Origin of the sequence: Streptomyces sp. NPDC004266 (assembly GCF_042874095.1) — a bacterium.
GTDB lineage: Bacteria > Actinomycetota > Actinomycetes > Streptomycetales > Streptomycetaceae > Streptomyces.
In genome coordinates this window covers 689,247-702,049 of sequence record NZ_JBIAMM010000002.1, presented here as the reverse complement: position 1 = coordinate 702,049, position 12,803 = coordinate 689,247, and the positions used below count along the sequence as shown (strand labels likewise).

Below are 12,803 nucleotides of genomic sequence, written 5' to 3'. Positions count from 1 at the left end.
AAGGTGCGGACGCTTCCTTCGGTCCCGTTTCCGGGCCCTCCGGGCGCTTCCTTCGTTTCCGACTCTATCAGATCTTTCCGATCCGATTTCCTCGGCGCTTTCCGGTCCCCTTCGCTTTCGCTCCGGGCCCTTCCGGCGGTTCCGACTCTATCAGATCCTTTCGGCGTCTGATTCCCAGTCAGGGGGGTTTGTCTTTCCGGCTGTTGGGCCGTTCCGACGTCTCAAACTCTAGCGGGTCTTCCCGGCGACTCATAATCGAGCCATTCGAAATGAATTTCGGCATGCCGAAATTCATCCCGGTGGGGAGTTCGTGCTGAGTAGAGGTGCCGCATCAGCGGCGTGAGTGGTTGTCGAAGAACCGTTCCGGCTCCGTGACAACTCGGAGAACACTACGCATCCAGGAGGGGCGTGTCAACCCCCGCCCGTCCCCCGTTCGGCCCCGTCCGACGGGCCCTCCGACAGGCCTTCCGGCAGGTCAGTCGAGGTCCGTCAGGCGGCCGCCGGCGTCAGGCTGGGTGAGCTCCACTCGGCGGAGGAGACGGATGAGGACATCGCCGAGGACGCCCTTCTCCTCCGTCGTGAGGTCCTGGAGCAGGTCCTCCTCGAAGTCGGTGGCCATGCGCATGGCCTCCAGCCACTTCGAGCGGCCCTCGTCGGTGAGCTCGACGATCACGCGGACGCGGTTGTTCTCGTCGCGGTCGCGGGTGACCAGGCCCTCGCCGGCCATGCGGTCGATGCGGTGGGTCATCGCGGCCGGGGTGAGGCCCAGACGCTTGGCGAGCTCGCCGGGACCCAGGCGGTAGGGCTCTCCGGAGAGGACCAGCGTCTTGAGGACCTCCCACTCGGCGTTGCTGATGCCGAGGTCGGAGAGCTGGCGGCCGTACGCCACGTTCATCCGGCGGTTCAGCCGGCCGAGGGCGGAGACGACCTTCTCCACCTGTGGGTCGAGGTCGCGGTACTCGCGCTGATACGCGGCGATCTGCTCGTCGAGGCTCGGCTCCTGGGGAGCGGTGTCGGACATGCGGGGAGTATCCCACGGTGTCGTTGGCGTTGAAGTCCTTCAGTGTGTACTGTTAAGCCGTTAACTTTAGTGTTGAAGTCTTCAGGGTTCAGTCCTACAGGCCTGAACCCGCGACCGAAGTGGGTGAGTGTGACCAAGGCGAGGGGCGCGGCGATGCGCCGGATTCAGGCAGGCAGCGCGCTGAGCGCGTTCGGACTCGGTTTCACCGTGCCGTACCTCTATGTGTACGTGGCGCAGGTGCGGGATCTGGGCGCGGCCACGGCGGGAATCGTGCTGGCCGTCTTCGCCATGGCCGCACTGGTGGTGCTGCCCTTCAGCGGGCGGGCCATCGACCGGCGCGGGCCCGTGCCCGTCCTGCTGGTGGCCTCGGTCGTGGCGGCGGTGGGCGCGGTGGCGATGGGCTTCGCCTCCAGCGTGCCGGCGGCCGTGGGGGCCGCGGCGCTGCTCGGTGCCGGTACGGCCGTGCTCCAGCCGGCCCTCGCCACGATGATCGTCTGGTGCTCGGCGCCGACCGGGCGCACACGGGCCTTCGCGATGCAGTTCTTCCTGCAGAACCTCGGTCTCGGCATCGGTGGTCTGATCGGCGGCCTGCTGGTCGACACGAGCCGGCCGGGCAGCTTCATCCTGCTGTTCTCGATCGAGGCGGCGATGTTCCTCGTGCTCGCCGCGGTCGTGGGGACCGTCCGGGTGCCGGGCTCCCCCGCGCTCCAGGACACCCGTCCGTCCGAGGGCGGGAAGGCCGGCGGTGTCCGCGCGCTGGTCGGGCACAAGGCGATGGTGCAGCTGTGCGTCCTCGGCTTCGTGCTGTTCTTCGCCTGCTACGGGCAGTTCGAGTCGGGCCTCGCCGCGTACGGCACGGAGGCCGCCGGCATCCAGCCGTCGACGCTCGGCATCGCGCTGGCCGCCAACACGGCGGTGATCGTGGTCGCCCAGTTCCTGGTGCTGCGGTTCGTCGAGCGCCGGAAGCGGACCCGGGTGATCGCGGCCGTGGGTCTGATCTGGGCCGTGGCCTGGATGGTCGCCGGGTACGCGGGCCTCGGGCACGGCAGCCAGGCCATGGCGACGGCGGCCTTCGTCTCCACGTACGCCCTCTTCGGGCTCGGTGAGGCGATGCTGTCGCCGACCGTGGCGCCGCTGGTGGCCGATCTGGCGCCGGAGTCGATGGTCGGCTCGTACAACTCGGCCTTCGCCCTGGTGAAGCAGCTGGCGCTGGCCGTCGGTCCGGCCGTGGGCGGGCCCATGGGGGCCGCGCTGCACGGTCCGTACATCGTGACCTTCGTGCTCTTCTCGCTCGGCATCACCTTCCTGGCCGTCCGGCTGGGTCGGCAGCTGACCCCCGAGCAGGACCAGCCGTCGCTCGCGGTCAAGCCGTCGAAGGTGGTCGCGCGGCACGAGCCGCTCCGCGAGAGCGAGACCGCCGCCGCCTAGGCGGGGTCAGTCCGGCAGGGCGAACTCGCACCAGACCGCTTTGCCGCCGCCCGGCGTGCGGCGGCTCCCCCAGGACGAGGCGATCGTCGCGATGATCGAGATGCCGCGACCCGCCTCGTCCTCCGTTTCCGCCCTGCGGCGGCGCGGCAGGTAGTCGTCGCCGTCCGTGACCTCGATGATCAGGCGCCGGTCGGTGCGCCGGAGCCGCAGGCGCATGGGCGGGGTGCCGTGCTGGAGGGAGTTCGCCACGAGCTCGCTGGTGGCGAGGACGCCCAGGTCGCGCAGCTCGGCCGGGAACCGCCAGGACGACAGGACCCCGGAGGCGAAGGCACGCGCGCGAGGCGCGGCCTCCACCCCGCCGAGCAGTTCCAGGGCGGCGTTGTGGAAGAGCTCGGCGTCCGAGCCCTTGCGGGAGGGGTGCTGGACGACCAGGACGGCGACGTCGTCGTCGTGCTCGGCGGTGACCCCGAGGGCGCGCAGCAGCCGGTCGCAGACGACCTGCGGGGTGCCGTCGGCGCCGGCCAGGGCACGGGCCAGGGCGGCGACGCCCTCGTCGATGTCCTCGCGGCGGCGCTCGACGAGGCCGTCGGTGTAGAGGACCGCGGTGGAGCCGGGCGGCAGGGCGATGGAGCCCGAGGCGTGCAGCCAGCCGCCGGTGCCGAGCGGCGGGCCGGTCGGGTCCTCGGCGCGGCGGACGGTGCCGTCCTCGTCCCGTACGAGGATCGGGAGGTGGCCCGCGGAGGCGTACACCAGCTTGCCCTCGCTGGGGTCGTGGATCGCGTACACACAGGTGGCGATCTGGCTGGCGTCGATCTCGGCGGCGAGGCCGTCGAGGAGCTGGAGGACCTCGTGCGGGGGCAGGTCCAGGCGCGCGTAGGCCCGGACGGCGGTGCGGAGCTGGCCCATGACGGCGGCGGCGCGCACGCCCCGGCCCATCACGTCGCCGATGACGAGGGCGGTGCGGCCCGCGCCGAGGGTGATCACGTCGTACCAGTCGCCGCCGACGGCCGCGTCCGCGACGCCGGGCTGGTAGGTGGCGGCGATCCGCAGGTCGTCGGGCTGCTCCAGCTCCTGCGGGAGCAGGGAGCGCTGGAGGGTGACGGCGGTCTCGCGGTGCCTGCGCTCGCTGGCCCGGAGCCGCTCGGCGGCCTCGGCGTGGTCGGTGACGTCGGCGGCGTGGACGAGGACCCCGCCGCCGTCGAGGCGGGGGCTGTCGACGGGCAGGCAGGTGACCGTGTACGAGCCGCCGTCCCGGGTGCGGCGGGACTTGACCGTGCGGGGCTTGCCGCTGCGCAGCACCTGGTCCATGAGGGGGAGCAGGCCGAGCTCCTCGGCCTCCGGGCAGGTGTCGGCGACGGTGGCGCCGGCGGGGCGGGGGCCGAAGGCGGCGGCGTACGCGTCGTTCACGTAGGCGATGCGGTGCTCCGGGCCGTACACGAGCGCGACGAGCCCGGGGAGCCGGCCGAGCAGCTCCCGCACGGAGAAGTCCTCCAGGGCGGGGACGTCGGCTGCCTCGGCGGCGCCGTCGGCGAGCTGCTCCAGCTGCTGACCGTACTCACCGCGGGCGGCGGGCACGGAGCCTTCGGTCCCCCGCGCAGCGCGGCGCTGCGTGCCGGGAAGCCGGGCGCTCCAACGGGTGAAGTTCACGGATCTGTATGCCTCGTGGTGTCGGTGCCGTGCAGAGTCACGCTGTGCAGGTGTGAGCCCACCTATGGTCACACGTCCAGTGTGGACGAGTGCACTGACAGTGATGTCAGGACCGCGGCTTGTCGCCGTCGCCGGGGGGTGGGGCCGCGGCGAGTTCGAATTCGGCCCTGGGGTGTTCCAGCGAGCCGAGGGAGACGATCTCCCGTTTGAACAGGCCGGACAGGGTCCATTCGGCGAGGACCCGGGCCTTGCGGTTGAAGGTCGGCACCCGACTGAGGTGGTAGGCGCGGTGCATGAACCAGGCCGGGTATCCCTTGAGCTTGCGTCCGTAGACGTGGGCGACCCCCTTGTGGAGGCCCAGGGAGGCGACGGAGCCCACGTACGCGTGCGCGTACTCCTTGAGCGGCTGCCCGCGCAGGGAGGCGGCGATGTTCTCGGCGAGGACCTTGGCCTGGCGGACGGCGTGCTGGGCGTTGGGCGCGCACTCCGCGCCCGGCTCCTTGGCGGTCACGTCGGGGACGGCGGCGGCGTCGCCGGCGGCCCAGGCGTGCTCGGCGCCGTCGACGGTGAGCCGGGCGGTGCAGCGGAGCCTTCCGCGTTCGTTCAGCGGCAGGTCGGTGGCGGCGAGGACGGGCGCGGGCTTCACGCCGGCGGTCCAGACGACCGTGCGGGTGGGCAGGCGGGTGCCGTCGCTGAGGACGGCGACCCGGTCCTCGCAGGTCTCCAGGCGGGTGCGCAGACGGACGTCGATGTTCCGGCCGCGCAGCTCGCGGACGGCGTACCGGCCCATCTCCTCGCCGACCTCGGGAAGGATCCGGTCGGAGGCCTCGACGAGGACCCAGCGCAGGTCCTCGGGCTTGATGTTGTGGTAGTAGCGCGCGGTGTAGCGGGCCATGTCCTCCAGCTCGGCGAGGGCCTCCACGCCCGCGTAGCCGCCGCCGACGAAGACGAAGGTGAGGGCGGCGTCGCGGATGGCGGGATCGCGGGTGGAGGAGGCGATGTCCATCTGCTCGATGACGTGGTTGCGCAGGCCGATGGCCTCCTCGACGGTCTTGAAGCCGATGCCGTGGTCGGCGAGGCCGGGGACGGGGAGGGTGCGGGAGACGGATCCGGGCGCGATGACCAGCTCGTCGTATGTCAGGTCGAGGGTGCCGGCGCCCTCCTCCTCGGTGGCGAGGGTGGAGAGGGTCGCGGTGCGCTTGGCGTGGTCGACGGAGTGGACCTCGCCGATGACGATGCGGCAGCGGTCGAGGACCCGGCGGAGCGGCACCACGACGTGGCGCGGGGAGATGGAGCCGGCCGCGGCCTCCGGCAGGAACGGCTGATACGTCATGTACGGCTCGGGCGTGACCACCACGATCTCGGCGGTGCCGTCTCTGAGCTCCGTCCTGAGCTGCCGCTGCAGGCGCAGCGCGGTGTACATGCCGACGTAGCCACCGCCGACCACGAGAATGCGCGCAGGTTCGGTCACTGTCCCATGACGCACCGCCGTCCGTTGTTTGTCCACAGGCTCGGCAAATTGTGTGACCGGAGGGGTACGGAGGCGTGGGGTGGCGCGCGACGGGCGCGCGGGGAAAAGGTGCAGGTCACGGCGGGTGGGGCCGGTTCGGAGAGGGGTCGGAATCGGGAGTCTTCCGGGCCTTGCTCCGATCGGGGGGCGCACCGGACGGAACTCCCCCTTCTGAATTGACCCCGACTCAACTATGTTCGTACTTCGTCGGGGTGTCGGATCGGAGCGCGCGTGGACCGAAGCGCTCGTCCGCCGGAAGCCCCGTGTCAGGGCGGGGAGTCTCCGGGGGGAGACATCATGAGCGGGGGAACGCTTATGCAGATTCAGGATTCACGGTGGCAGTCGGGCACCGGGACGGCGACCGTCGTCGACGGGCACGTCGCGGGGACGATCGAGGCGCGTAACGGGGCGCCGGTGACCGGCGGCAGGTCCGCGCCGCTGCGGGTGGACGCCCAGCGCAATCTGGAGCACGTGCTGCGGGCCGCCCGCGAGGTGTTCGGCGAGCTCGGCTACGGGGCGCCGATGGAGGACGTGGCGCGCCGCGCCCGGGTCGGCGTCGGCACCGTCTACCGCCGCTTCCCCAGCAAGGACGTGCTGGTGCGGCGGATAGCCGAGGAGGAGACCTCCCGGCTGACCGAGCAGGCGCGGGCCGCGCTGGGCCAGGAGGAGGAGCCGTGGTCGGCGCTCTCCCGGTTCCTGCGGACCTCGGTGGCCTCGGGTGCGGGACGTCTCCTGCCGCCGCAGGTGCTGCGGGTGGGCGTGGACGACTCCGGTGCGCCGCTCGTCGCGGACGACGCGGACGAGGCGGCCCGGGTGCCGTACCAGCGGGGTGGCGTCGAGCAGGCCGACGCTCGCGTGGTCGCGCCGCGCGGGGTGCCGGCCGACGAGCGGGACGACGCGGGGGCCTCGGAGCTCCTGGAGGTCGTCGGGCGGCTGGTCGACCGGGCGCGTGAGGCGGGTGAGCTGCGGGCGGACGTGACCGTGGCGGACGTCCTCCTCGTCATCGCCACCGCCGCGCCGGCGCTGCCGGACGCGGTGCAGCAGGCGGCGGCCTCGGCCCGGCTCCTCGACATCCTGCTCGAGGGTCTGCGCTCCCGGTAGGAGGCCCTCGGTCGTTCTCGTACGACCGTGCTTCTCGTGGTCCGGGCGGACCCATCAGCATGACACGAACGTGTGAGCGGTTACGCCCGGATACACCAAGTCGCCCCGGACGAGTGGTAAGTGGACGCGGCGCTTCGGCGTGCCCGCGCTCTGTGGCAGGCTGACCCGGTATTCGGGTCCGAGCGTGCGTACGGGGGCTTCCGCGATGAGCGGTGACAGTCGGGACGATCCGCTGGACAGCGGCGGCGGCGCGGAGACCGGAGGCCTTCCCTCCCGGCAGGTGCCGAGCCAGGGCGGGCCGGGAGGGCTCTCCCCTGCGTCGTCGTCCTCGTCCGGAGCGACCGGGGCGGCGGCCGGATCCGCGGCTCCCGCCGGATCCGCGGCTCCCGCCGGATCCGCGGCTCCCGCCGGATCTTCGGGTTCTCCGGGAGCGCCGACCGGACACACCGATCCGCTCGACGCGAGCGTGCCGCAGCAGCGCGAGGGCAAGCCCGCGGGGGCGGGCGCCGGGGCGGGTCCCGCGGCGGAGGCGGTCGGCGGGATCGGCCTCGGTGAGACCGACACCGTCCTTCCGCCGCCGCGTGAGCTGCCGCCCTCCGACGCCGAGCTCGTCCAGCTCATGCGGGACGGCGACGACTCCGCGTACGAGGAACTGTTCCGCCGCCACTCCGAGGCCGTCCGCCGCTACGCCCGGACCTGCTGCCGGGACGCGCACACCGCCGACGACCTCACCGCCGAGGTCTTCGCCCGCACCCTCCAGGCGGTCCGCGGCGGGGCCGGCCCCGAACAGGCCGTGCGCGCCTACCTCATGACCACCGTCCGGCGGGTCGCCGCGAACTGGGTCAGGACCCAGAAGCGCGAGCACCTCGTCGAGGACTTCGCGGTGTTCGCCGCGGACGCCGCCCGCTCCTCCGAAGTCTCCGACCAGGACACGACGGACCTCGGCGCGGAAGTCCGCGCCATGCACGAGGCCGAGCGGTCCCTCGCCATGCAGGCCTTCCGCTCGCTGCCCGAGCGCTGGCAGGCCGTGCTCTGGCACACCACCGTCGAGGAGGAGTCCCCGAGCGAGGTCGCCCCGCTCTTCGGACTGACCGCCAACGCCACGGCCGTGCTCGCCAGCCGGGCCCGCGAGGGCCTCAAGCAGGCCTACCTCCAGGCGCACGTCAGCCAGTCCCTGACCGCGGGCGGCGACTGCGCCCGCTACGCGGACCGGCTCGGCGCCTACGCGCGCGGCGGGCTGCGGATGCGTGCCGAGCGCGGCCTGCGCAAACACCTGGACGAGTGCGCGAAGTGCCGGCTCGCCGCAGGTGAGCTGGCCCATGTGAACGCCGGGATCCCCGCGCTCCTGCCGGTCGCCGTCATCGGCTGGTTCGCCGCCGGGTACTCGCTCAAGGCCGCCGGTGTCGTCGCCGGTGGCGCCGCCGCCGCGGCCGGTGCGGGCGCGGCGGCCGCCGCCTCCGGGTCCTCCGGCGGCGCCGCCTCGGGCGGCGTGGCCGCCGAGGGGCTCGGCGCGCCCGCGAAGGCCGGCATCGCGGCGGCCATGGCGGTCGCCGCGGCCGCCGGGCTCGTCTGGGCGATGGCCGGGGACCCGCAGCCGGTGGCCGCCCCCCGGCCCACCCAGCCGGTCGTCACCCCCGTAGTGCCGCCGAAGGCCGCGCCCCCGGCGAAGCCCTCCCCGAAGCCGAAGCCGCCGGCCCCGCCCGTCGCCGAGCCGCCGGCCCCCGCCCCGTCGCCTCCGCCGAAGCCCAGCCCCAGGCCGACGCCCAGGCCCACGCCGAAGCCGACGCCCACGCCGTCCCCGAAGCCCGCGCCGAAGCCCACGCCCACCCACGAGAAGCCCCGCCCGAAACCCACGCCGAAGCCCTCGCCGACCGTCTACCAGGTCAGCGAGCTGCAGTACGGGACCTTCGGCGACGGCACCAGGCCCGAGGTGTCCCTCGCGGACAGCAGCTGGATGTGGCAGCGCGACGGCCTGTCCATCGGAGGCACGCGGTACGCCCACGGGGTGAGCGTCCACGCGCCGTCCTCGCTGCTCATCGACCTCAACCGGCCGTGCACGAGTTACGACGCGATCGTCGGCATCGACGACCTGAGCGCCCGGCTCGGCGTCGGCGGCGTCCGCTTCTCCGTCTACGGGGACGGGGCGCGGCTCTGGCGCTCCCGGGTCGTCCAGGCGGGCGACCCGCCGGTCCCGGTGCACGTCGACCTCTCCGGGCTCTCCACGATCCGGCTCGTGGTGGAGGAGCACACGCCGTTCGGCCGGGCCGCGGTGGCCGACTGGGCGGAGTCCCGGATCAGCTGCTCCTGACGCCCGTCCCGGCGGTCGGCCGGGCGGGTGCGAAGGGTGCGACGAGGGCGAGGACCTCGTCGAGGCCGAGGCCCGCGCCGGCCGCGCGGGCCGCCGCCAGGGCCGGCTCGTCGAGCTCGACGAGCGCCCGGGCCGTCACGGACTCGATGTCCTTCAGCTCGGGGACCGAGCGGGGCATGTCCCGGCGCCAGTGGTCGACGGCGGCCAGGACCCGTACGGCGAGATCGGCCTCGCCCGCCTCGACCAGGGCGATGGCGAGTCCGTCTCCCAGGCCGGTGGTGACGAAGTCCGCGCACTGCGCGTCCCGCGCGGTGCGGAGCGCGGTGACGGCCGTGGCGACGGCGGCGGCGCCCCTGCCCTCATACGCCTCGACGCGGGCGGCGATCCCGATCACCGCCGCCTGGAAGTGCGGCGGCGGGGTGCCGAGGGCGACCGTGCGTCCCGCCTCCTCCAGCTGGAAGCGGGCCCCCCTGACGTCACGGCGGTGGAGGGCGAAGGCGGCGCGGAGGAAGCAGACGTACGTGTGGGTGTCCCGTACGTGGTAGCGGTCGGCCTCCCGCGCCGCCTCGTCGAGGGTCCGCTCGGCGGTCTCCAGGTCGCCGGTGCGGTAGGACAGTTCGGCCAGGCGGGCGAGGAGGAAGGGGGCCTCGGCGTGGGCGCCGACCTCGCGGGCGAGGCCGAGGGCCTCCTCGTACGCCTCGCCCGCCTCCTCGTGCCGGCCCCGCATCGTGTACGACTCGCCCGCCGCGCTCGCGATCTGGGCCCCCATCCAGCGGTCGCCGACGCGCCGGGCGATGTCGCGGAGTTCGGCCAGGGCCTCGTCGACGCCCGGCATGCCGCCGGGCATGTCGACGACCATGTGCGTGCGGAACATGAGGCTGACGCCGAGCTCCCAGTCGCCGCCGTGGCGGCGGCAGTTGTCGACGGCGGTGTCGAGGAGGCTTCGGATCGCGGTCGGTTCCTCGGTGAGGTACGCGGTGAAGGGCCAGAGCAGGCCGGGGAAGCGGGCCGCCTCGGGGCCGGGGTCCGTGCCGAACGCGTCGCGGACGCGCCGGACGAGCGCGAGGGTCTCCGGCTCCTGGAAGTCGCCCATCGTCCGGCTCTCGACCGCGAGGAAGAAGTGCAGCATGCGCAGGTGCATGCGGGGCCAGTGGCGGGGGTCGGCGGGGTCGGACGGGTCCTCGCCGAGGGCGATCGCGCGCTCGACCCAGGCCAGGCCCTCGGGCCGGTAGTTCCGCAGCCACCAGAACCAGCCCATGGCGAAGACGAGCCGGAGGGCGGCGGCCTCGTGGGGCGGGGGTTCCCCCTGCCCGGGCGGGGCCGAGAGCCTGGGGGAGGCGACGAGGGTGCGGTGGAGGGCGGCGCGGATGTTGTCGAGGTCGCGCTCGATGCGGTCGATCCAGGGCAGCTGCTCCGCCGAACGGAGCATGGGTTCGGCCGCCTCGGCGAGGGCGGTGAAGTGGGCGGTGTGGGTGGCTTCGGCGGCGGCGAGCAGCTCGGGGTCCTCGGCGGCGCGTTCGGTGGCGTACTCGTGGATGGTCTCCAGGAGCCGGTAGCGCATCTCGCCGTCCTCGGTGGGGGTGGCGACGACGAGGGACTTGTCGACGAGGGCGCCCAGGGCGTCGGCGGCGTGCGGGGAGAGGGCCTCGGCGGCGGCCAGGTCCCAGCCGCCGGCGAAGACCGACACCTGGCGGAGCAGGGTGCGCTCGGCCGGGTCGAGGAGGTCCCAGGACCAGTCGACGACGGCGCGGAGGGTCTGCTGGCGGGGCAGGACGGTCCGCGAGCCGGAGGTGAGGAGGAGGAACCGGTCGTCGAGGCGGTCGGCTATCTGGCGCGGGGTGAGGAGGCGGAGCCGGGCGGCGGCCAGTTCGATGGCGAGGGGCAGGCCGTCGAGGCGGCGGCAGATCTCGTCGACGGCCTCGCCGCCGTCCCGGGCGAGGTCGAAGGAGGGGCGCACGGTGCGGGCCCGCTCGGCGAAGAGGCGGTGGGCGGGGTCGGGCGGGAGGGGCTCGACGGGGCGGACGGACTCGCCGGGGACGCCGAGGGGTTCGCGGCTGGTGGCGAGGACGCGCAGCTGCGGGCAGTGGGTGAGCAGGGTCTCGGCGAGGGCGGCGGCCGCGTCGATGACGTGCTCGCAGTTGTCGAGGACGAGGAGCAGCGGGCGGCGGGCCAGGTGCTCGACGAGGTGGCCGGTGGGGTCGTCCTGGAGCTGTGCTCCCTCGCGGGTGATCAAGTTGACCTCGCGGAGGCGGAGCGCGGAGAGGACGGCTCCGGGGACGGCGTCGGGGTCGTCGAGCGGGGCGAGTTCGGCGATCCAGGCGGAGGGGCCGGCGGCCCGGAGCGCGGCCTCCTCGGCGAGCCGCGTCTTGCCGGAGCCGCCGGGTCCGGTGAGCGTGACGAGCCGGGAGCGGGTCAGGTCCGCCTGGAGGGCGTCGAGTTCGGGCTCGCGCCCGACGAAGGAGGTGAGCCGGGGCCGGATGTTGCCGACTTCGGGGGCGGGGGCGGGGGCGGGGGCCGGGGGCTTCGGGGCCTCGGGGACGGACGCGGGCGCGGGCGGCGTCGGGGCGGGGGCGGGGGCTCCGGTGAGGAGTTCGTGGTGGAGAGCGGTGAGTTCGGGGCCCGGGTCGGCGCCGAGGGCGTCCGCGAGGGTGCGGCGGGCCGACTCGTACGCGGTGAGGGCGTCGGCGTGGCGGCCCTCGGCCCGCAGGGCGCGGATGAGGTGGGCGCGGAAGGCCTCGTCGTACGGGTACGTGGTGGTGAGCTCGGTCAGCTCCGGTACGAGTCCGTCGGTGGCGCCCCGGCGCAGGTCGGCTTCGACGCGCTGCCGGAGCGCCGCGAGCCGCTGCGCCTCGGGGCGGACGCCCGCCGGGTCGGGCAGGTCGGCGAGGGCGGGGCCGCGGAAGAGGCCGAGGGCCTCGCGGAGGAGGGCGGCGGCGGTGTCGGGGTCGCCGGCGTCGAGGCGGCCGGCACCGTCGCTGACCCGGCGCCGGAAGACGTACAGGTCGATGTCGTCGGGACCGGCGACGAGCCGGTAGCCGGGGCCGGGGGTGGAGGCGACGGCCTCCCGGCCGATGCTCCGGCGGAGGCGGCCGACGAGGGCCTGGAGGGCTGCGGGGGTGTCCTGCGGGGGGTCGTCCCCGTACACGTCGTCGGCGAGCTCGCCGACGGAGACGGCCCGTCCGCCGCGCAGCGCGAGCGCGGCGAGCAGCGCGCGCAGCCGGGCACCGCCGAGGGGCAGTGGGGTGCCGTCGGGCCGGAGGGCCTCGGTGGTGCCGAGGATGAGATACCGCACCGACCCATTGTGTCGGCCGGGCGCGGGGGGCGCCTCGGGGTTTACCCCGGTGGGTCCCTCAGAAGGCGCCGGTGTCCAGGTCGAAGCCGAGGAGGACGGGTTCGGGGGCGTGCCACTCCTGCTGGTCGTCGAAGCTGTCCCTGGGAGCGGTCACGAGGTCCGGGATGACGCGCACGGTGCCGGTGGCTCCGGGAAGGCGCAGGCCGATGCCCGTGGAGTTGCGCAGTTCCTTGTCGACACGGCGGGCAATGACCTGTTCCACCATCTCGGTCACGGTCTTCTCGTGCTCGCCATTGGCCGGAGGCACCACGTAGATCTCCCCTTCGATCAGCTCCACGCGCCACCCCTTGGGGGCCAGCGCACTGAACAGCTCGAAGGTCTCCTGGGCACTCGCGCCCTCACGGTCGGGCAGGACCTCGGAGTGCGCGTCCTCCGGGACCGGCAACGGCATAGCCATAGCTGACCTCCTCCGCTCGGGTCGACGGTTTCAGCTTAG

Annotated in this window: 8 protein-coding genes; 3 read left to right on the top strand and 5 right to left on the bottom strand. The window is 73.9% G+C overall.

The features are described from left to right. Window positions 1–475: 475 nt before the first annotated feature. Window positions 476–1,021 (bottom strand): MarR family winged helix-turn-helix transcriptional regulator, encoded by a 546-nt coding sequence (locus tag ACFYUZ_RS07960; protein ID WP_389307006.1) that lies wholly within the window; start codon window positions 1,019–1,021, stop codon window positions 476–478. Between the two features lie 153 nt (window positions 1,022–1,174). Between ACFYUZ_RS07960 and ACFYUZ_RS07955 the strand changes: the two genes are divergently transcribed. Further along, window positions 1,175–2,449, top strand: a complete 1,275-nt coding sequence (locus ACFYUZ_RS07955) for an MFS transporter (protein WP_389307005.1) — start codon at window positions 1,175–1,177, stop codon at window positions 2,447–2,449. 6 nt (window positions 2,450–2,455) lie between these two features. On the opposite strand, the gene ACFYUZ_RS07950 is transcribed toward ACFYUZ_RS07955, so the two are convergent. Next, a complete protein-coding gene (locus ACFYUZ_RS07950; protein ID WP_389307004.1) occupies window positions 2,456–4,096 on the bottom strand; it encodes a SpoIIE family protein phosphatase in 1,641 nt (546 codons plus the stop codon). A gap of 106 nt (window positions 4,097–4,202) precedes the next feature. Beyond that, entirely contained in the window at window positions 4,203–5,567 is a 1,365-nt protein-coding gene (locus tag ACFYUZ_RS07945) for an NAD(P)/FAD-dependent oxidoreductase (RefSeq protein ID WP_389307003.1), read from the bottom strand. A 354-nt stretch (window positions 5,568–5,921) separates the two neighbouring features. Between ACFYUZ_RS07945 and ACFYUZ_RS07940 the strand changes: the two genes are divergently transcribed. Together ACFYUZ_RS07940 and ACFYUZ_RS07935 are read left to right on the top strand one after the other, a co-directional pair. Further along, window positions 5,922–6,707 carry a TetR/AcrR family transcriptional regulator gene (locus tag ACFYUZ_RS07940; RefSeq protein ID WP_389307002.1) on the top strand — a complete coding sequence of 262 codons (786 nt, stop codon included), beginning with the start codon at window positions 5,922–5,924 and terminating at the stop codon, window positions 6,705–6,707. A 205-nt stretch (window positions 6,708–6,912) separates the two neighbouring features. Next, window positions 6,913–9,015: a sigma-70 family RNA polymerase sigma factor gene (locus tag ACFYUZ_RS07935; RefSeq protein ID WP_389307001.1), complete on the top strand. Its 2,103-nt coding sequence runs from the start codon at window positions 6,913–6,915 to the stop codon at window positions 9,013–9,015. On the opposite strand, the gene ACFYUZ_RS07930 is transcribed toward ACFYUZ_RS07935, so the two are convergent. Next, a complete protein-coding gene (locus ACFYUZ_RS07930) occupies window positions 9,002–12,307 on the bottom strand; it encodes an ATP-binding protein (RefSeq protein ID WP_389307000.1) in 3,306 nt (1,101 codons plus the stop codon). The genes ACFYUZ_RS07935 and ACFYUZ_RS07930 overlap by 14 nt on opposite strands. Before the next feature lie 58 nt (window positions 12,308–12,365). Next, the gene (locus tag ACFYUZ_RS07925) at window positions 12,366–12,764 is read right to left on the bottom strand and encodes a Uma2 family endonuclease (protein ID WP_389306999.1); all 399 of its coding nucleotides are present in this window, start codon (window positions 12,762–12,764) and stop codon (window positions 12,366–12,368) included. Window positions 12,765–12,803 lie beyond the last annotated feature (39 nt).